General features: G+C 63.7%; 16 protein-coding genes. 6 read left to right on the top strand and 10 right to left on the bottom strand.

Features of this window, described 5'->3' with window-relative positions:
* The first annotated feature begins 258 nt into the window (after window positions 1–258).
* Window positions 259–633, top strand: coding sequence for a hypothetical protein (locus KA712_24445; protein ID MCG5056115.1), 375 nt, complete (start codon window positions 259–261; stop codon window positions 631–633).
* A 1693-nt stretch (window positions 634–2326) separates the two neighbouring features.
* On the opposite strand, the gene KA712_24440 is transcribed toward KA712_24445, so the two are convergent.
* The 4 genes from KA712_24440 to KA712_24425 are packed head-to-tail and all read right to left on the bottom strand — an operon-like array spanning window position 2327 to window position 6714.
* A complete protein-coding gene (locus KA712_24440; GenBank protein MCG5056114.1) occupies window positions 2327–3871 on the bottom strand; it encodes a hypothetical protein in 1545 nt (514 codons plus the stop codon).
* On the bottom strand, window positions 3855–5429 hold the full coding sequence (locus KA712_24435; GenBank protein ID MCG5056113.1) for a caspase family protein: 1575 nt from the start codon (window positions 5427–5429) through the stop codon (window positions 3855–3857). The genes KA712_24440 and KA712_24435 overlap by 17 nt, the downstream gene beginning before the upstream one ends.
* Complete coding sequence (locus KA712_24430; GenBank protein ID MCG5056112.1) at window positions 5426–6136, bottom strand: hypothetical protein; 711 nt, start codon at window positions 6134–6136, stop codon at window positions 5426–5428. Before KA712_24430 ends, KA712_24435 begins: the two co-directional genes overlap by 4 nt.
* On the bottom strand, window positions 6136–6714 hold the full coding sequence (locus KA712_24425; GenBank protein MCG5056111.1) for a sigma-70 family RNA polymerase sigma factor: 579 nt from the start codon (window positions 6712–6714) through the stop codon (window positions 6136–6138). The genes KA712_24430 and KA712_24425 overlap by 1 nt, the downstream gene beginning before the upstream one ends.
* Before the next feature lie 370 nt (window positions 6715–7084).
* Between KA712_24425 and KA712_24420 the strand changes: the two genes are divergently transcribed.
* From KA712_24420 to KA712_24410, 3 genes are read left to right on the top strand one after another with little or no spacing between them, the layout of a single operon-like run.
* On the top strand, window positions 7085–7570 hold the full coding sequence (locus KA712_24420) for a hypothetical protein (protein MCG5056110.1): 486 nt from the start codon (window positions 7085–7087) through the stop codon (window positions 7568–7570).
* The gene (locus tag KA712_24415; GenBank protein ID MCG5056109.1) at window positions 7567–8019 is read left to right on the top strand and encodes a hypothetical protein; all 453 of its coding nucleotides are present in this window, start codon (window positions 7567–7569) and stop codon (window positions 8017–8019) included. Before KA712_24420 ends, KA712_24415 begins: the two co-directional genes overlap by 4 nt.
* A gap of 36 nt (window positions 8020–8055) precedes the next feature.
* Window positions 8056–8397 carry a GNAT family N-acetyltransferase gene (locus KA712_24410; GenBank protein MCG5056108.1) on the top strand — a complete coding sequence of 114 codons (342 nt, stop codon included), beginning with the start codon at window positions 8056–8058 and terminating at the stop codon, window positions 8395–8397.
* A 70-nt stretch (window positions 8398–8467) separates the two neighbouring features.
* Here KA712_24410 and KA712_24405 read toward each other — a convergent pair whose 3' ends face one another.
* Window positions 8468–9709: a hypothetical protein gene (locus tag KA712_24405; protein ID MCG5056107.1), complete on the bottom strand. Its 1242-nt coding sequence runs from the start codon at window positions 9707–9709 to the stop codon at window positions 8468–8470.
* Between the two features lie 194 nt (window positions 9710–9903).
* Between KA712_24405 and KA712_24400 the strand changes: the two genes are divergently transcribed.
* Window positions 9904–11490, top strand: a complete 1587-nt coding sequence (locus tag KA712_24400) for a glycosyltransferase family 39 protein (protein ID MCG5056106.1) — start codon at window positions 9904–9906, stop codon at window positions 11488–11490.
* A 62-nt stretch (window positions 11491–11552) separates the two neighbouring features.
* On the opposite strand, the gene KA712_24395 is transcribed toward KA712_24400, so the two are convergent.
* The 4 genes from KA712_24395 to KA712_24380 form a co-directional block, all read right to left on the bottom strand.
* A complete protein-coding gene (locus KA712_24395; protein MCG5056105.1) occupies window positions 11553–12695 on the bottom strand; it encodes a hypothetical protein in 1143 nt (380 codons plus the stop codon).
* A gap of 158 nt (window positions 12696–12853) precedes the next feature.
* A complete protein-coding gene (locus KA712_24390; protein ID MCG5056104.1) occupies window positions 12854–14797 on the bottom strand; it encodes a Plug domain-containing protein in 1944 nt (647 codons plus the stop codon).
* Between the two features lie 35 nt (window positions 14798–14832).
* Window positions 14833–16530 carry a hypothetical protein gene (locus KA712_24385; GenBank protein ID MCG5056103.1) on the bottom strand — a complete coding sequence of 566 codons (1698 nt, stop codon included), beginning with the start codon at window positions 16528–16530 and terminating at the stop codon, window positions 14833–14835.
* A gap of 367 nt (window positions 16531–16897) precedes the next feature.
* Entirely contained in the window at window positions 16898–17326 is a 429-nt protein-coding gene (locus KA712_24380) for a glyoxalase/bleomycin resistance/extradiol dioxygenase family protein (GenBank protein MCG5056102.1), read from the bottom strand.
* Window positions 17327–17520: 194 nt separating this feature from the next.
* On the opposite strand from KA712_24380, the gene KA712_24375 reads away from it, so the two are divergent.
* Window positions 17521–18651 carry a LamG domain-containing protein gene (locus KA712_24375; protein MCG5056101.1) on the top strand — a complete coding sequence of 377 codons (1131 nt, stop codon included), beginning with the start codon at window positions 17521–17523 and terminating at the stop codon, window positions 18649–18651.
* 28 nt (window positions 18652–18679) lie between these two features.
* On the opposite strand, the gene KA712_24370 is transcribed toward KA712_24375, so the two are convergent.
* Window positions 18680–19828, bottom strand: coding sequence for a sigma-70 family RNA polymerase sigma factor (locus KA712_24370; protein MCG5056100.1), 1149 nt, complete (start codon window positions 19826–19828; stop codon window positions 18680–18682).
* Window positions 19829–19880 lie beyond the last annotated feature (52 nt).

The following is a 19880-nucleotide window of genomic DNA, read 5'->3' as shown; positions in this document are numbered from 1 at the left end:
CGACCTCGCAGGCCGAGAACGCCGGACCTATGAGGCGTCACACTGACACGAGGGGCGTAGCGTCACAACGGAGGGGCCTGCCGCCCTTGTCCCGGGCTCAGGTCGAAATTCATGTTGCGACGTGCCTTGTGTCCGCGTTGGTTGCGCGGCGTGTCGAGGGCGTGAAGATTTTTGCTCCCGAACGGAGGGGGCTCGCCACTTATGCCTCATGTCGGCAGGTCCCTCTCATTCGTGCGCGGGGGCGCATCCGCCTGCAGGGTGCACGCGCCGTTCGCTCCTGAGGCGCGAACCCGCAAGGTTGCCGCCGACAAGTGGTTCGTCGAGGTGTTTGCCGATCTGGTCAAGCGCTTCAAGGACACGAAGAGCGCCTCGGGCGCGCGGTTGTTCGATGCGAGTCTTCTGTTGTTTGCCAATCACATGGGAGAAGGCCCACAGCACTCCCTCGTGCGGGTGCCCTTCATCCTTGCTGGCAGTGCGGGTGTCTACAAAACGGGACGTTGGTTGGACCTCAAGGGCACACCCCACAACGGCCTGCTGGGCTCGATGGCAAGAGCGATGGACGTCCCCACCGACAGCTTCGGGACGCCCAAGTACGACACCACGGCCATGATCGACCAGCGCCTGAGAGGCTGAGCCTCCCTCGCGACGGCGAGTCCCTGGCGGTTCGGGCTCGTCCCGGGCGTTCGTCGTCATGACGCCCGAAGGGGGGTAGGCGGCCGAGTGTCCACGGAGCCGTGCCGTCTCGGGCTTGGAAAACGTCAGGTAAACAATCGGCTCGAGGCTCTTTTTTTTTCGCGGCCTCTGTAAGGTTTCGCCCCTTGGCCGCCACGAAGGCACGCTGACAGGAATTCCTGACGAAAGGCTAAGTTTATGAAATTCGGCGAAAAGAATAGAGCATTGTCCTTGTGTTCTCATGTGCTCTGTGCAGCGCTGCTCGTGGGTACGGTCCTCGTGGGCTGTGGGACGGACGACAGCGGCTTGTCTGGCGCGACCGACGCCTCGAGCGGTGGCTCCGCAGGGGGGGGCTTCATGCCGCCCGGTAGCGGAGGGGCAAGTGGCGGCCCGGGGCAGGGTGGGCAAGCGCAGCCCGGCACCGGGGGGGACGGCCTCCCGGGCGATGCGGGCTCTTCCGAGCTCGGTGACGGGGGGACGGCGGGCGCAGGCGGAGAAGCGGAGACCGGCGGCACGGGCGGAACCTCGGACAGTGGCGGAAGCGCCGGGACGGCGGGCACGGGCGGCAGCGCGGGCACGGGGGGGACGGCGGGCACGGGCGGCAGCGCGGGCACGGGCGGCACCCTCGGTATGGGGGGGATACCCGGTACGGGCGGCACGGCGGGTGCCGGCGGTAAGGCCGGCGGGGGAGCGGGTGGGACCGGTGGCACAGGGGGACAGGCGCCGGCTCCTTGTGGGGACGTGGGTCAAGCGTGCTGTGAAGAAGGCTTGTGTACCGCAGCCGGGAGCTTCTGCAGCAACGGGAAGCTCTGCAGCGCGTGTGGGGCGACGGGGCAGCCCTGCTGCGACGATCGGGTATGCAGCGCGGCCAACACGTGTGCGGGAAGCGGGCAAGGTACCTGCAAACCGTGTGGTGCTCCTGGACAGGCCTGCTGCCCCGCGAACGACTGTGCAAACGGAGGCTGCTGTGCAGGCGAAACCTGCGTCGCGGCCAATGCCACATGTCCCGTGACAGGTGGGCTCTGTGCCAACGGCAGCTGTGGTCTTTGTGGAGGGGAAAACCAGCCCTGCTGCGCCTCGCGCGCGTGCACGGCTTCCGGCTTGCAGTGCACGGGTGAAGCCTCGCCGACGTGCACACCTTGCGGGGGAGCCGGACAAACCTGTTGCGATGGGAAGTGCACGGCCGCAGGCACCGTGTGCCAAGCCGGGACAGAGTCCGGCAGAAGCTGTGTGGCCTGTGGCGGAGTGGGACAGCCTTGTTGCCAGGGCGATGCCGTATCTGCCTGTACGACCAATGCGGTGTGCAAAAAGTCGGGCTCCGTCGCCCAATGTGTGGCGTGTGGAGGTCCCGGGCAAGCTTGCTGTGCGAACAAGGTGCGCTGCACGGGCGCTTTGTCGTGCGTGGCCGTTGGGGCGGAAACTCGATGCGAAAGCTGCGGCGGTATCGGGGAAGCGTGCTGCCCCAATCGAAGCTGCAAGGCGCCCGGCGCTTGCGTGGTGACGGGGGGCCAAGCCTCCGGCACGTGTTTGGCCCCAGGCAATCCCTGAAGCGAGGCCAAAGCGCGATGGGGTGGCCGCCGACATGAACGAGCGTCGGCTGCCCCACCCGCGGAGGCCGTAGCACCCCCGTTGACCGCAACCTGCGGGGGGCTGCTCACGGCGGAGGGCAGGGAGGTTCCAGTCGGTCCCATGTCAGCTGGGGGCCCTCCAGGAGGGCCAAGCGGTGAACGCCGACGCCCGACCGGGCGAAGCCCAAAAACACCTTGCCCGCTACGACCACGACGAGCAGCTGTTCGATCTCGGCGCCCGTCACCGCACAGCCTGATTCCACCAGTGACTTGGCAATCGCATCTCCATCTGGCAGCAACGCGAGCCGTTCGTCCGTCAGGACGTTTTGCGGCGCGGGGAGCAGCTCGGTACGCACGCCCGTGTACTGGCTGTAGATGAGGGGTTTGCCCGTCAGGGCATACACCGATGAATAATTCACGGAGATCGTGCGATTTCCGGCCCACGACGTCAGCAGACTTTCGGCTCCGCGAAGGACGTCCTCGAGCGGATCGAAACGGATGATGCCGTTTGCATCCATGCCTCTTACGCTGATCCTGGTCATGAGCGCATCCGGGCGCACCGCTCGCGCTTCCATGAGGGTGGTTTGTATGATCGTGCGCAGGGTTACAGCAGGAGGAAGCAGGGCCGCTGGTGTCCCCGAGGGCTCGATCATCTGGAGGTCGAACACGCTGTCGCGCTCGCAAGGCGTCGCCCCTGTCATCGTGCCCACGTCCGAGGAAAACACGACCTTGGTGGTCGCTTCGTCCACGATCTCGAAGGCGAACGCAGCGGGGTCGCCGGGGCTGCAGCGCACACGGGCCAGGTGATAAGGCCCGCGGATCGCTTCGGGATTGGTGATGCCCACGGCGCAGGCGGGGGTATCGAGGGCGTCGCGGAGTCCCGGTGCCGCCGCCAGCATGACCAGCTCGCCCGCCGTGGCCAAGAGGTTTTGGTAGTAGCGAGACGCTCCCCCTGGCAACTGCGGAATGGGCAGCTGTCGCTGGTTCGGCAAAGAGTCCCCTTCGAGCAGGATATCGGCCACGTCGAAACACACGGGCCAGGTCCCCTTCGCCTTCGGCTCTCCTACCGAAACCATGTCCAGGTAGCAGCTCAGCAAGGCTGCGAACGAATCCTCGTCATGAGGAAGAGGCAGTATCGTTGGCAGAACGGCCAGCTTGGACCAGCTTGCGGCCAAGCGCGTAAGCTGCGCCCCGGGCTCGAAGAACGCGTGCATGGCCGCAAAGCGCAGGTCGCGCCTCAGGGGGGCTCTGGCGTCCGTCCCCAGCGCAGCCAGCCGGGTGGAGACGACGGTGGGGCAGCGACGACGGTCGGGCACGAGCTCGTCTTGCACGACGGAGAACGAAAACGCGGCCGGGAAGTCCGTGCCCACGATGGACAGCGGTTGGCGCAGCGGCCGCACCAAGGGTGGCGACGAGCCCGCTGCGGCCGGACCGCGATGCGCCCACGCCAGCGAAAGGGTCAGCGGCTCACCCTCCCTCACGGGGCGGGCCAAGGAGGACATCACCCCCGCCCCCAGGAACTTCGGTGTGCCCAGGAAGCCTTTTTCGGCGAGAGGATCTCCGCAGGCGCAAAGCGCACACAGGCCCAGGAGCGCCCGGCGCAGACGGTGGGGCTTACCAATGACAGCCAAGTCCAGCTCCCGGCAGGGGGCGCACGTCCACGTGTGATCCCCGCGTGTTCGCCGAATCGATCGTGGGCGTGGACGACACCAACAACTCACCTTCAATCGAAACGAAGCAGTGTTGCGTGGCCATGACGTCGGCGCGCAGGACCATGCCGGCCACGGGGACCCAGCGCTGCCGGGCCTGTTCGTTGTCGGCCGCAAAGCTCTGCTTCACCCAGCCCACGCCCGCCCGGAGCCCCCCAGACAAGGCCACAGGCCCAAAGTCGAAGACCTTCCTGGCGCCGATGCGAAGCCCCGTCTCCCCGAGCGTGGTGTCTCCCCCAGCGGGCTCCACCGCTTGGCCCTGCGTGTAGCTGCCCACCAGATCCATGGTGACGCTTCGCAAGTCCAAAGAGAAGAACGCTCTTGCATGCGGTCCCCATTCGTAGTCGAGGAGTGGTCGGCCCCAGCCCCCATGCACGCCCATGCCGTACACGCGAGACACCTCGCTTCCTTTGCGCAGCAGCTGCGCGTGCCGGATGCGCGCAAACCCTTGCCCCGTCACGACCACGGTGGCACCCGCCGCGGCTTGCACGGGCCCTTCACGAATCTCGCGGGCCTCTCTGATCTGCACGAAATAGGGACCCGCAGCGAGCCACAGATGACGAGGGGGCTTCGTGACGTGGGCTTCCGCCACCACCGTACCTTCTTTGCCTTTCGTGAAAACCACGAAGCGGCCGGTTCGGTCCAGGAGAAGATGGCTCGCCTGGGCCCGATCGATGGGCGCGGCCAGCGCCAGGTCGGCGCGTCCCTTGAGTCCGTAGCTATACGTCGGGTGCTGCACCCCCGCTCCCACGCCCGCCGTGCTCGCGACGGTGCGCTCGGAGGTGTAGGCATAGGCTTCGGAGAGCGCGACCCGTCCGTCGCCATTCGTGTCGGCAGCCCCCTGCAGGGCTGAGATCAGGTGGTGTGTGAAAAACGAGGCTTCGAGCGTGTCCGATTCTTGCGCGTCCTCCCCCTCTGCAGCGGACGAGAAGATGACGAAGCCTTCGGGAAAGCCTTCCTCTTCCGCAGGCATGGCGAAGGGCGTGATCGGCTTGATGCCCTTGACGCGCGTGGTGACGCCCGAACGGCAGGCGTCGACGAAGAGCATGCGCACGTCTGCAGGCGAGCTGACCGTGCTTTCGCGCAGTTCATCCCAGGGCAAGCGCTCGCGGCCGAGGTGCAACGCCTCTTTGTCCCCGTGCCCCGAAAAGAACACCAGAACGAGGCTGCGCCGGGGCGCTTGCACCTCGAGGCGAATGCGGTGGTTGAGCCGGCGCAAAGAGTCTCTGACCCGTGCGGCAGAGGGTTGCTCCAACACCACCACGTTTTCCGGGAGAAAACCGGCCACCGCTTGGAGGGTCTGACCCATGCGCACAGCGTCTCGTGCGGCGTAGCGCAGAGGCACATCGTTGGGCGCTCCCTGGTTGGCACCGATGATGAGGGCGTAGCGCGCCTCGTGGAGGTCTTGCGCATGAGCGCTCGGTGAGTGGCCCATGGCCAGGGCCATAGCGCAAGCTGCAAGCACGAAGCCGCGGTTCACTTCGGGGCCTCGACGGAAATGTCGGCAGAGCCTGAAGCGCAGCGCTGCGGGGGACCCGTGCCGGCCACGCACAAGCGCCAACGCAGACGAATCGGCGCGGCGTCGGTCACCTCGAAGCCAAGAGGCAACCACCCGCCCGGTTTCACGGGACCCTTGAACGCTTCTTGCCATCCAGCGGTACCGCGGGTCTCGAGCTCGAGCCAGTCGTGACCCCCGGTCACTTGCAAGCGAAGCTGCTCGCCGGGGTGAAGCACGTCGACATCCCGCACGTCCATCACCACCACCTCGCCATTCATTCGTCGCACGCCGAGCCGCAAGCTGGCTTCGCCCTTGGAGCGAACGCTCTCACCTTCGTCCGCCGTGTTGGGCAAAGGGCCACGCGGCCCGCCAAGGACGAAAAGCAAAACCGCGCACGCGGGCGCAGCCACCAGACTGACCCAGGCCCAGGGCGTAACTCTTCGTCGCTTCGGTGCCTCCAGCTGGTCGCGTAGCCTGGCCGGGAGCGTTTCTCTCTCTGACGACTGCCGCGCCCGCTCGGCGTCCGCCAGAATGCGCCGGCCACTCACCGAGGCAGCTGCTTTTGCCTCCAGGGTCGCCCGTTCGTGCGGTTCGAGATCTCCCACGGCAAAGCGATACGCCTGCCACTCCGAGATCTCGGTCTCCGGATCGCGCTCGAGGGGGAAGGGCAGTACCTTTCGCGAGTCCATCAGGGAAGCTCCAAGAGGCGTCGCGCTTGCTTTGCAAAACGCTCGAGCCGCCGCCCCACGGTGCGGCGGGGTACCCCGACGAGCGCAGCGATTTCGTCCTGATCCATGCCGTCGATGTAGTGATGGATGGCCACGAGCGCGTTATCCGGATCGACCTGCCCCAGCACCCAGCGGATGTCCGCGCGCAATTCTGGTTGGTTCGGTTCCGCGGCCCCTTCGGGCTGGTGCACTTTTTCACGCAAGATGCGCTCGCGCGTTTTTCGGTCTCTCAAGGCATTGAGCGCCAGATTCGTGACGGTACGAAAGAGCAAGGCCGGGGCGCTCTCTGCTTTTGCGCCTTTTTTCTGCTGAAGCACGAAGCTCACGAAGGCTTCTTGCGCCAGATCCTTCGCGAGCTCCTCGTTGCGCACCAGCCGCGCGGCCCGCCGACGCAGCAACCCAATGTGCGTGGCGTAAAGCTCGTTGACGTCGTCGACGGCGGGGGCTACTTCGGCTTTGGCCATGGTTGCGCGGGGTGCCCGGGGCGCTTTCGCGAAGTAGGCTCCCAGGGGGGCGAGGATGCTCAGACGCGAACCCATCGCACAGTTTAGCCGATGCGGTGAAAAGTCGAAACACGTTGAACGCTGCATGGGGGGCACGGGGTCTGTCTACTCGACACGCGACCCGCGTTTGGTGGTCAGGCGCCCGTGCTGGTCGCCGAGAGAGATTGCTTAAATGGCCATCACCTTGACGTGGCCTGTGGTGCCATGATCAAGGCAAGCGCGTGGATTCGAGGCACACCATGGTCACGTTTGCAGATCGAGCGACGGTGCGACGCGTAACGTAGCTGCAAGGCGCTGCGACCGAATGGCACACCCGAGCGCAGTTCTCGACATATTGCGCCTATTGCCCTAGGGTCTTGCGTACCGTGAAGCGCATCAGAATCACCATTGGCCTCTTGGCTGCGACTTGTCTCGCAGCCTGCACCTCGAGGCGCTCGATCATGCTCCCGCGGGTGCGCCTGGCCTGCACGTGGCTGTGGTCACGAGTGACATGGGCGCGGGGCTTACCGCCTTGCCGGAGGCGCTGGGATGTGGTCGCGTCGGAGGCGATCGCGGCGTCATGAAGCCCATCACCGGCTGCGGAGCCAACATGGCGCCCCGTTTCCTCGTCCGCGACGGCACGAGTCGAAACTTTACCGGCAACCTTGCGGAGGTCGTGGGGTGCATGCTCGACGTGGGCACGAGCGGCTGCGCCTACACCCATCCTCTGCAGGCCGCGCGTGTGGCCTTGACCGCCTCTGCCGCCCCTGAGAATGTCGGCTTCTTGCGTCCCGATGCGGACCTGCTGGTGGTGTTCGTTGGGGCCGAAGACGACTGTAGCGCTGCCCCGAACACGTCGCTGTTCGCGGATCGACGTACGCGGGACAGACCCCGTCTTTGCGTTGTGCCTTGAGCGGCCACGATTGTGACGGTCAGCCCGTCGACGCCAAAGCCAGCCCAAGGAGCCTCGGTGTCTGCGCAGCCTCGAGCCCGCCACGAGGGAACCTCCTTCCGATCGAGGACGTAGGAAAGACGCTGCGCGACCTCAAGGGCAGTCGCTCCGTCTTCCTGGCCGCGGTGACACCGATGGGAGGCACGGGCCAGTACGAAATTCGCGACACCGGTGGCGGGCTGGGGCTTTCCCCTCTCTGTCGCCTTTTGCGGGGAGAGGGTTACCCGTCCCTCAGAACACAGGCCTTCGTCGCATCCCAGGGCACGCGCCACCGCCTGGCTTCGCTGTGCGACGAGCAGCTTGGGACGGCCTTCGCGAGCATTGGAGAGATGGTCGCCAGCAGCCTACCCGGCCCGGGATGTGTCGACAGTGAAGTGACTGATGCTGGCGCGCAGAGCACGTCTCGCTGACGCCAGGTCGAGGCGTGGGCCCCTGAGACTCGAGATATGGATGAATGGGTCGCTCGCTTGCAGCGCAATCGCCCCTTCGTCGTGGAGAATGACGGCGTCATCGTGGGGTTCGCGGATCTCCAGAACGACGGATACATCGACCAGTTTTATGTCAGTGCCACGCACGCCAAGCAGGGTGTTGGCAGGCATTTGATGAAACACATCATGCTCAGAGCCTCCATGATGGACCTGCCTTCGCTCTACTCTCATGTAAGTCTCACCGCGCAGCCCTTCTTCTTGCGTTTCGGTTTCGAGCTGGTCAATCAGCGGACGGTCGTCGTGAGGGGCGTCAGCATGCAAAACGCCCTCATGACGAAGACGCTAACAAACCCTTCGTAAACCGATTCGAACACGAGCCAGGCTGCTGGCGTTCCCCGGAGCTCCTGCCGCTCCCGTCACCGGCTGAGCCTCAGGGAGAGGGGTCCGGGAGAGCGGCGCTCTCGGGGGAAAGTTTATCGGAATCGCGCAGGCACACGTGCAGCCAACCCTCGACGGGGTCGCCACAGTTCGGACCTGATCTCAGATTCGAGAGCGCCGCAAACACCACCTTGAACTGAGTCTCCGTGGTGGGTTTCACAAAGTCTGTGAAGACACGGGTCTCGGCACAAAGCCGCGTGTCGGGTCCGCCAACGCGAATTCCCTTCTCCGGCAAGTCGAAGAAGAAGGACGTGTTTCCGAGCGCTGCCTCCGAAAACGCCTCTGGCTCCTCGCCTTCCTCGAAGTCTACCCAGTAGCGCGTGGGCATCTTGAAGCTATCGAAGACTGTAAAGTCGTCTCCAAAGCTTCTATATCCGACGAAGGCGTTGTCTGCCTCGGTTTCCGTGAAGATCACCAGCTGCCCTGCAGCCAGCCCGGAGACCTTCAAGGATGTTTTTCCCGCTGGGGTCCCCGACACGCAAGCATCGAACGCCTGTTGTTCCTCTTCGGTTATGGGATTCAGCGGACGAGGGGAACAAAAAAGGGACTCGAAGGCGGCGTCTGACATCGACGCGGCTGGCTCGAACATCAGTATCTTCGTGTCGTCAGCGGAGGAGCGAAAGAGACTGCCGTCGCTTGCATCCCCCATGGCCTCCAGAAATTCGCAGGGTGCGTAGACGAAATACTTGCCTTCGAGGGAACGAAGACGCGCTTTAAAGGCCTCGGAGAGTGGATCGGCTGTGGCAACCACGCCAGCGATTGTCGCTTCGGCATCGACCACGTATCCGATCCAAAGCCCCTGGGCGGCGCCGAAAATCTTGTCGGGTGCAGCGATGTCATCGGACTCTGAGAAGGTTTGTGCGAACTTTCCGTCGCCGTCGACGTCATCGAACGCCCATATCTGGCCAAGGGCAATGCCAGGCGTAGGCTCTCCGCCAAAGAAGCCGACGGCGTTTGCGGGCGGAGGTGCCATGATCGCAAGGTCGAAAGCCGCCGGGAAGGCATCAGTGCGAATGCCCACGGTCTGCCCCGCGATCGACTCTGAGCCCGAATCTGATGTGGCCCACGCGATGCCCACTTTGGGACTGACGAGCGGCGTCTTGGGCAGCTCACCAGTCAGCTGACCCCTGACTCGAAAGAGTGGCGTGCCCACGTAGGACACATCCGTCGTGGCGTCGCCACATCCTCCCGCCGCCAGGCTGCCAAGCGCGAGCAGGCCGAGCGCCAGCTTCATTCGCGCTCGCGTTAGAATGCTCGATGAGGGTATCGATGGCTCCGGAATCATGACTGGGTCTGTTCGAGAATACGGCACTTATGTTTGTCTCCCTGTAGAGAACCCCCAAGTGCCGCGGCTCAGACATTTGTTCGTTCGGCATCGCGCCGTTTGCGAGACTCCAGCCCGCGTAATAAAGCATGGCAAGGAAACAAATGGCTGAGCCCAATGCGACGCGACAAGACGTGCTCATGGAGCGATGGGGCCTGATCGCCCTGGTTGTCATGGGAGGAGGGCTTAGGCTTTGGGCTCTCGACCGCATGCCCTTGTCCCTCAACCAGGACGAGGCCGTGGGCGGGTACGACGCTTACTGCCTTTGGCACACCCTTAGTGACCACCACGGAACGTTCCTTCCCGTTCTGTTCGAGAGCTTCGAGGATTGGGTCTCTCCTCTACTGACATACCTTACAGTGCCCTTCGTGGGTCTCTTCGGGCTATCCGAAACAGTGGTGAGGCTACCGACGGCACTTGCCGGTACAGCGTCGATCCCGCTCATGTACGCGTTGATTCAGCGCTTCGAGGTGCCTTCTCGGGTAGCACTTGCGGGAGCTGGTCTGCTGGCGGTCTCTCCCTGGCACGTACCGCTCTCGAGATGGGCCATTCCACCGTCTCTGGTCACGTTCACCATGCTGTTGGCTTTGCTGGCATTTCACCGCGCCATCGAGGCCAAGGGCAGGGCGGTGTGGGGGCGCTGGTTGGGGTTCGTACTCTCAGCTGCCCTGTGGACATATTCATACCCAACACAGAAGTTGTTCGCCCCTTTGGTCGTATTGGGTCTTCTCGTGACGTACGTTAGGCCCCGGCTTCGTGTGGGCGTGCCGGTGTGGCTTGGCTACGTAGCGCTCATTTCGCCGATGTACATCCTCGTCTTCAAGGATCCCCAACGATACAACGCTCGCTTCAATATGATGAGGCTGCCGCTCGAGGATGCACTTGATAAGCCCCAGCTCATCTGGGAAGTCTTGATCCGATACGGGGAGTATCTGTCGCCAGACTTCTTCTTTGGCAGAGGTGATACGAACCTGACTCACCACGTTTCGGGATACGGCGCAATCAGTCCGATCGTGGCGGCCTTCTTCTACTTGGGAATCGCGATTGCCGTGGCCGTAAGCCTGAAGCGTTGGCCCGAGACGAGTCTCATTCGCAATCGGGCTATTGAGCTCCTGATCCTCCTCGTTCTCTACCCAATACCGTCAGTGGTCGTCTACGATCGGCTGCAGTTGAATCGAACCGTTCACGGCTTTCCGATCGCGATTCTGTTCGTGAGCATCGGACTGTCTCATGCCTTGTCTTGGTTGCGGGAAGTCCGACATGTCAGACTGGTGTGCTTGACGCTCTTGACTGTCCTTGCCATCGAGACTCCTGCCTGGGTTTCAGTGTACTGGTCCGGTCACCGCCGGGACTGGCGGTTTGAGTTCCAGTATGGGCTGAAACAAGTCTTCGAGAAGTCGATTGCCTTGGAGTCCCAGTACGACGAGGTTCACGTCAATAACTGGATCAACCAGCCGTACATTTATTACTTGTTCTATTCGAAGAAGGATCCAGATCAGCTCGACTACAGAGAGATCAACGAAAATGCCACTCCGGGGAGTTGGCTCTCGGTAAGCCGGATCGGAAAATGGCGGTTTCGCGAGTTCAAACCCGGAGAGCTCGATGGTGCGACGGAACTGCACGTGGTTCGCACCGGAAAGCGGATCTGGCATCGCTTGCTCGCAAAAGGCAAGCGTCTCTATATCGAATAGAGATCGTTAAGTCCGGGGACGAGAGCGTAGGGAAGATGCCGGTGAATCGCAGCCCGGGCCGCTCAGTCGTGAGGGTGAGGCCTGGGCGCGTGGAGCAAAGCGTGGATGAGCTTTTCGGGATGGCCACTCGGGGAGGTCAGCTGGGCACGGAGGGACTTCCATCGGTTCTGACGAAGGTCAAGCTTCGCTCCGGAGGACGTCTCACGAGCCAGGGGAGCTTCAAAAGGGCCTTCTTCGACAGTCAGCGCCTGGGATTGCCCGTTGCTCGGGCCCACGTTCAGATTGGCTGAGAGCGTGGCCAGCTGGTCGGGAGCGAGTCGACTTTCGCAGCGTGCGTTGGTGGGTGTCGTCTCGGCCGTCATGAGATTGCTCGTGTCCTCGTGGTGGGTGAGGCCTCCTGTATGTCCGAACTCGTGTGCCACGGTCAAGTCGATGACCACGGGCACCTTGTCACCGATCCGCTCGAGGAGCTGCGCATCGAGGAACATCATGGCGTTGAACCCTGGCGGCAGGGCCAGTTGCGTCCACAGTTGCGCTTCCGGAGACTCGGGATCTCCGGCACGAAAGGCGTCGATGAGAGCGGGAGACAACGCCAGGCCCGCGATGTCTTCGTTCTCCTCCTCGAGCTCGTCGGTGCTGCCGATTTTGTCGACGAGCACGATGTTCGTGACGCTGGCGGGTTGCTTCCCGTGCCGCTTTGCGAAATCGACCAGGGGCGCCGTCATCAGACCGATCGTATAGCCATAGATCTCGAGGAGTTCCTCGTCCGTTCCCATGAACGTCTCCGCGTCGAAGTCGACCTTGGGAAACTTCTTCCTCGCGGCGGCTTCCAGGCGCTTCTGGTCTGTCTCGAGCACGTAGGGGAGCTCGAGCTCCGTGGCCTCGAACCGGGTGAAAAACTGCAGCCCGTGACGCCTGTAGTACCGAGCCAGCCCTTTCGTGAAGCGCTCCATCTGGAAAGGCCCGTTCGTGAAAAGCCTCAGTTCGCGCTCGCCGGCGAGTTCCGAACCTTCTTGGTCACACACAGGGTCCCCGTAGGGGGCAGGCTCGAAGAGAGAGGCGAAGACGGACCTGTCTTGGGGCGTTGCGGTGTAGAAGGGGTCGTTCCCTTCCTCCCCCTCATCGCCCTCAAAAAGGCACCCTGACTGGGTCCCCAGGGTAAAGCTCAGGACCGAAAGCGTGGCGAAGCGACCTAGGCTGTTCATCATGACTCCTTTGTTCGACATAGCGTCCTGGAGAGCCGTCTCGTTGAGCCGGGTCGCGAAGAAAGTGCAACGAGCTTGACGATTGTCCTGATGTGACGCGGCGTAGGGCCCCCCGCCGCCGGACGGCTCGTGCCGTTGTTCCTCTGCCTTTGCCCCCCCTACTGTGTCCAGCGCACGCCCAGCATCGGCAGGGGAGCCGTCAGGGCTTCCTCCGTCTCGCCAGCCAGAAACCCCACGTACTGTGGTTGTCCCAGAACGTTGGCCACCTCGAGGTAAACGATGAGGTTGCTTTTTTCCAGCTTGAAGCCCCGCTCAGCGCGAAGATCCAGGCGCACTTGGGTGGGCAGGCGGGTCAGCCTCGTGTCTCCCAGGCCCAGGCTGACCACAGCCGGCCGCCCCGTGACCACCTGTGCGTGCGAGCCCATCGACCACTCGCCAAATCGCATGTTGATGGCGGCGTTCAAGTTGTGGCGTTGGTCCCACATCGAAGGCAGCACGAGGCCGAGTGGCTCCTTCCGTTCGGCGCGAGAGAAGGTATGCGATACGAAGCCGCTGATCTTGTAATGGCTGGGACGACGCAGGAGCGATTCGATGCCGTAGGCCAACCCGTCTCGAACCGTAAGGTAATCGGAGCCCGTGATGTTGCTGTTGACGGGGTTGCGGATGTCAGTGACGGTTCCGCGGTTTGCGAACACGGAAAGATCGACCTCGAGCCCATCCTTCGACAAACGGGCGCCCACGGCACCCTGCCAGGCCCTTTGCAGCCCGTACCGGCTCAAGCCGAACTGATTGAAGCCAGGTACGAGAATGGGCATGCTCGCCATCTGCGCAAGCCGTCCCGCGGAGGTGTACAAGTCGACGCTGGGCGTGACATGCAGCGCGAGCGCCAGTCGGGGAGAGAGGAAAGCCTGCGTCTCGCCAGATTCGGAATAACCTTCTACCCGGAGCCCCGTTTCCAGGTCCACGATGCGCCCCGGGCGCCAGGCGGCCTTGACGAAGCCGGCCAGGTAAAGCACGTCTCGTTCTTTGAGGGCCTCGTTGAGCACCGCGTCTTCGAAGGGCGGCTGGCCTGGAACGCCCGTGTCGATGGGCCTGAAGAGAGCCACTTTGGCGTCGGTGCCTGCCGAGAGCGTCAGTTCAGGAACGCCCGACCAAGTCAGGGTCACGTTCGGATCGAACTTGAAGGCCCGAATGCCCGTGTTGAAGATGCTTTTCGACGTCAACGTCGAGCGCTCGTAGGCGGTGGCAAGTCGAGAGCGCAGCTCGAAATTTCCGAAATAAAGTTCATGTCGAACGAGCTGTCGATGAAAGCCCGTGCGCAGGAACAGCGCCTCGCTGGCGTCTCCGAAGTCCATGGCGTCGTCGCTTCCAAGGAGCAGTAGGGACAGATGCGCGTTTTCGAAGACGTGGTCGGTCCGGAGCTGGTAGTCCCAGTAGTTCAGGGTGAGTGATGAAGACAACGCCGAAAGGAGCGCCCCCGCGTACGAATACCGCCCGGCCGCTTGGAGGCCGTGGCGTCTGCCAAGTGGCGTCGTGACGATAGCCCCCACGTCCACGACCCGCGCATCGAGTTCGACGTGCGGCCGATCCATCGGCGTTTGGCGTGTTTTGAACTCGGAGATACCTCCGATGAATCCGCCCTTTTCGGCCCCATACGAGCCCGGGTGAAATTCGAGGGACTCAATCATGTAGGGATGGACCACGCCAGGCCCAAACAGGAAGTGGTAGGCCATCGGGATCTCGATGTCGTCGATGAAGATCCCGTTCGTTCCTGGATTGCTGCCTCGGACCACCATGTAGTTGACGGGCCAGGTGGGCACCGAGACGCCGGGCAAAGCCTGCATGGCGCGAAGAGGATCTCCGAAGCTCCCCGGAAGTTCACGGAGTTCGGATGCCTTCATCTTCCGCCCTTCGGCGGCTTTGCGGGGCGTCTTCTCTTCGACCACGTACACGTCGAGGTCGGGATCTTCGTAGGCTGTTTCGAGGGCCTGCTCATCCAACGAACCCGCAGAGGCCTGTGCGTCGGCTTCGGCCGCGCGCGCCATCGGTGTGAGCCAGGCCGTGGCGGAAAGCCAGGCCCACAGCAAGACCCCACGCTTCATGTGCCACAAAGCTCGTCGTCTCGAGGCCTGCGACTTCATCGAGAGAGCTCCGTGTGCCAAAGGCCGTCGATCTCCGACCGTAAAGGGGCTTGGATGGCATAAAAGACGTCCAGGGGTGCCGCCGGATCGGGGGGCGCTACCACGGAGACGCTGCGCACGTAGCTGGCAAGCCGCTGGGTGGTCGCGGCCGAAACGACCGTGAGAAGGGCAGGCGAAAAGGCCGAGTCGGCTTGGTCGACGAAGAGCGCTTTGTTCTTCGTCAAGAAGACTGAGCCGCTCGTGTCCGTAAGCCGCTCACTGGCGCCGGTCGCAAGGTCGACACGCGCCAGGGACAGCCGCTCCGACGCGTCCACTTGGTCGAGACTGCCCCACACGATCACGGTGTTGGCCCCAAGGTAAGCGAGCCCCGCGCCGTACGTGCCCGGCCCGAAGGCCTGCCTGCGCATGGCCGTGCCTGCCGTGTCGGCGTCGACCACAAAAACTCCCTGCGCGCCGGTCGAGAGCGTCAGTTTGCCGTCAGACGTAAAGCGGGTCTCCGCTTCCTCTGCGAACTTTCCTGGCACCGCGACGGTTCCGAACGAGTCCCGCCAGTAGGCCTCGAGCGGCACGGGTTCAAAGGACAACGGCGCCCCTGCCCCGGGCCGATGACCGCGCCACAGACGGCGGGCCTCGAAGAGGTTCGGATCGGGATCCTCCGGCGTGGATGCCCCCGGGGCAGCGTTCATTACGATCCAAAGTTCATCGGTGCCCGGGCGCGCAATGACCTCACGGATGATGTCCCCCCCTGCGAGCGCAGGCGCGAGCCTGGTGCCGTCCGACAGATCGACCAGCTCGAGCGCGGCTTGCGTTTCATACCCGGAGGTAAAGGAGGCCAGAAGTCCTCCCAAGGCGGAGGTCACCACCGACTGAGCCGAAGGGAGCGCGATCGTGCGCGCCGGGGCCGTCTCCGTGGCGAAGAAGTACACCAGGGACTCGGTTCGTGCACCGCCCTCGGTGACGAGGGTTCGGAGTTCCACCACCAACCCATCCTTCAAGCTGTCGGCTTGGTAGGTGGCGATGCGCTGGACCGCGAGGCCCGTTGTCTCGAGCTGGCAGTCTGGCTTCACCAAGATGAGCTCGCGGGCTCGCGCCGTGCCTCCGGTTGTTTCGCGCGAGGGATCCGTTGCGGCTGCCTCACGACGTGAAACGGTGGCCACCCCGCGCGCGAGGGGACGGAGCGACGGCTCGGGGTCGGTCGTTACCGTGAGTTCACACGGCTTGAGCGGATCGATGTTTTGGAACCGCAGCTTTGATTCTGTTGGCATCGACTCCACGAACACGCGCAGTCCCAGGGCATCGAAGCGCTGCTCGCGCCCTCCTTCCACGGGGCTCCCGGAGCGAGGATCGAGCAGCGTTGTCTTCGTGGAGGCGGTTGCCGAGCTATCCAGACGGTACTCTCTGAGGGCCACGTTTGTGCCTTCGATCGACAACATCGCCGACCCGGGGGAAAACACTCTGCCGTCCACCAAGGGAAGTGTGGTGGCGACAGTCGATGCCGAGGCACTGGCCTTCGACCACCGCTTGACGATGCCGGTGCTACCGTTCCCCGGCACACCGTAAAAGGCCACCGCGGCCCCGTCCGAGGCCAGGGACACGAGGGCAGAGATCCGGCCCGCCTCGAGGCGCTGTCCCTCCGTGAGGGGCGCGTCGAGAAGACACGAGGCAATTGAGAGAGCGGTCAGGCGGGCCAGCATGCCCATCAGGCACTGGCCCAGGTGCCGTGCCCAAAATCCGACGCTCCGGCGTGTGGCCGCCGACCAAACGGGGGGGGACGTTGTGGAGATGAACGCGAATCAACGATGTCGGCGGGAGCTCGAAAGGGCATCTCCTACTATACACGTGGGCGCGACAAAACCGGGCAGGGGTGCCCGAAGAGGCCCGACAGGGCCGTGCTCACGGAGCGGGGGCGCAACGCGAGGCAGCGTGGCCAAACGCGTACGCATGTCGAGGCGAGACAGCGCGTGCAGCTGTTTCCTCGCAAGGAGCTCCTGCACGGCTGACTCGTGTGGGATCACGCTGCTGTCGTGCGAAGCCGATGTTCGCGCAGTGAGGCTTGGGCCTTTAAAGATCGCAGTTGAACATCCACTGTATGCCGAAGGCGTCGGTGAGCATGCCAAACTTGGCGCCCCAAAAGGTATCGCCAAGAGGCATGGTCACCGTGCCTCCCGAGGCGAGCGCCTCGAATTTCTGCGCCATGTCGACGGGGTCGTCGAAGTGCAGTGTCACCTGCACCTGTCCCCCGGGGGGCATCGGGCCGCCCCTCATCGTGTCAGACACCATGATGACGCCGCCACCGACCTTGAGCTGGGAATGCATCACGTGGTTTTTCTGCTCAGGAGCGCAGGTGGGGGTGTCGGGGACCGCGGGCATGTCTCCGAAGCGCATCAGGGGTCCCTGGAGCTCCGCGCCAAGCGCGCTTTGGTAGAGTCTGATCGCGGCTTCGGCGCTTCCGTTGAAGTTGAGGTAAGGGTTCAAAGCTTTGATTGCCATCGGGTTGTCTCCTTGTGGGGGCCGCTCGCCCTGAGCGGTTCTCCGTGTGTGGGGAGATGGACCGGCGCTCTCGCCTAAACTCATCGGTCAGAGCGCAAAAAGAACCCCTGTGGCTCGGGAAAACGAAACACCCCGCGTTATTGCGCGACGCATTTCCTTTGCGTTCCTTCGAAAGGCATTGACCCGATCCCCTCATGGGAGGCGTCATAGGCGGCATGGCCATCGCCACGACGTTCAGGGGACGCCACGTCGCCCTCGGTTTCATTTTCGTGCTGAGCGCTGCTGCGTGTGGAAGCACCGACTCAGGAGGTGACGACGTGCCCACGGGCGACGACGACGAGGCAACCGTGACGGGGGGCAGCGGGGGCAAAGCCGGTTCCGGGGGCAGTGGCGGAAAAGGCGGCACTCAAGGCGGCGCTGCGGGGGGGGCTGCGGGCAGTTCCTCCGTTGGCGGGTCCAGTCCCGGAATGGCGGGGACGAATGGCTCCAGCATGGGGGGCCAAGCGGGCGGTATGGGGGGCCAAACGGGAGGGACGGGCGGACAAAGCAATGGCACGGGTGGTCAGGCCGGAGGGGGGCCTGTGAACCCTTCGCCTACCGGCTGTGGCATTGCGGCCGACCAGGATACCGTCGCTCTTTGGACCTTTGAATCGGGCAGTGCGTCCGCCCCGGACCATACCGGCATGTTCCCCGTCACGTGGCGTGGCGGTTCGCCGAGCGGGGCACCTGGACCCGATAAGTGCTCCCTGTCCGTTCAGCTGAACGGGTCGCTTTTTGGAGAGGTGAACTTCACGTCAGGCTTCGCGGGCCTGACCGAGGGCGCCCTCGAGATGTTCGTGTGGTTGCCGCCGAAGTCCGACAAAATTCACGCGATCCTCGCGGCCGACGCGAAGAATCAAAAGACGAACGGACACTTCGTGCTCGGGTACGAAACCCAGGGCAAAATCGTTTTGCGCATGCAGAACGCAGAGAGTGCTCCTGGAGGGGGCAAGACCTTCTACATGTGCTCAGGCCCCAACATGCCCACCAATCAGTGGATTCATCTGGGCATCAACTTTGGTCCACCCAGCGTGCAGATGTTCGTCAACGGTGTGATCGCGGAGAACGAAGGGGTGCACTTCAAACACGGCAATCAGCAAAACTGCGGCGACAATCCGGTCTGGTCGCCTGCGGACAACGGCAACCCCCTCGTCGTAGGCGGCGCAACCAACGAAGCCACCGAGGGCATCGCCGATACGGTCATCAAGCGGTTCGGAGGGCGGATCGATCAACTGCGCATCAGCCGCAAGCGCCGTGACTTCGCCGTGTGGGCGAGCAAGCCTTAAAGCGCGTGGACGCCGCACTCCGAATCCATCATGAGGGAGCGGCGTCGCATCGTGCGAGCTTGCGGGCAATGTACCTACGCTCCACGGCATTGACAGCCAGCGCGTAGGCCCGGCGCAGGTGGTGCGCGGCGTCTTCGTGGCGCCCGAGCCGCAGGAGCGCTTCGGCCCGTGCAAGGTGCCAGGGGTGATAGTCTTCGAGCTCGGCCCCAAGGGCGGTCAGGCTTGGCAAAGCCGCCGCTGGCCCCTTTGCCATCATCAACGCCACAGCGGCGTTCACGTCCACGATGGCAGACGTGTGCTGGCGTTGCAAGCGCGCGTAAAGAGCAGAGATTTGCGCCCAATCCGTCTGTTCCGCCGAGGTCGATTCCGCATGAACGGCCGCAATGGCGGCTTCCACGAGAAATGCACCCGGTGGGCCCAGCCGTCGCGCGCCCTTGACCAAGGCGATCCCTTCCTCGATCTGCTCCCGCTTCCAGAGCCGCCGGTCCTGATCCTGGAGGAGAATCAGGTCACCGTGTGAATCCAGGCGTGCCTCGCTGCGAGAATCCTGCAGAAGCATGAGTGCCAGTAGGCCATCAAGCTCTGAAACCGAACCAGGTAGCAGGCTTCTCAGGAGACGAGCAAGTCGAATGGCCTCCTGGCATAGCTCCTTTCGAATGAGTACAGCGCCCGACGCGGCCGCATAGCCTTCGTTGAACACCAAGTAGATCACGGTCAAAACTTCGGTCAAACGTTCGGGAAGATCGGCAGCCTCGGGCACGCGATAAGGAATGCCCGCACTTTGAATCTTCGCCTTTGCGCGCACGAGCCGCTGGGCCATCGTTGAGGTTGCCACGAGGAACGCGCGCGCGATCTCTTCAGTGGTGAGACCACAAAGAGTACGCAGGGTGAGGGCCACTTGCGACTCCGGCGCCAAGGCCGGATGGCAGCAGGTGAAGATCAGACGGAGTCGCTCATCGTGCACGTCCCCCTCCTCGTTCATGCCTTCGGCCACGTCCCCATCGGATAAAAGCGCAAGCTCAGCATGCTTTCGCTGCGCCAGCGCTTCGTGCCGACGGCGGTCGATGATGTCGTTGCGGGCAGCCTTGTATATCCACCCCGCGGGGTGGGGCGGCCACCCCGCGGTCCACGCGCGTGCAGCTGCAGCGAAGGCATCCTGCAATGCCTCTTCTGCCATGTCGAAATGGCCGCAGTCCCGAATGAGGGCGGCCAACAGCCGTCCCCATTCG

This window comes from Myxococcales bacterium (assembly GCA_022184915.1).
Lineage (GTDB): Bacteria > Myxococcota_A > Polyangia > Fen-1088 > Fen-1088 > JAGTJU01.
The sequence above is the reverse complement of the archived record's forward strand: the minus strand, read 5'-3'. Positions and strand labels throughout refer to the sequence as shown.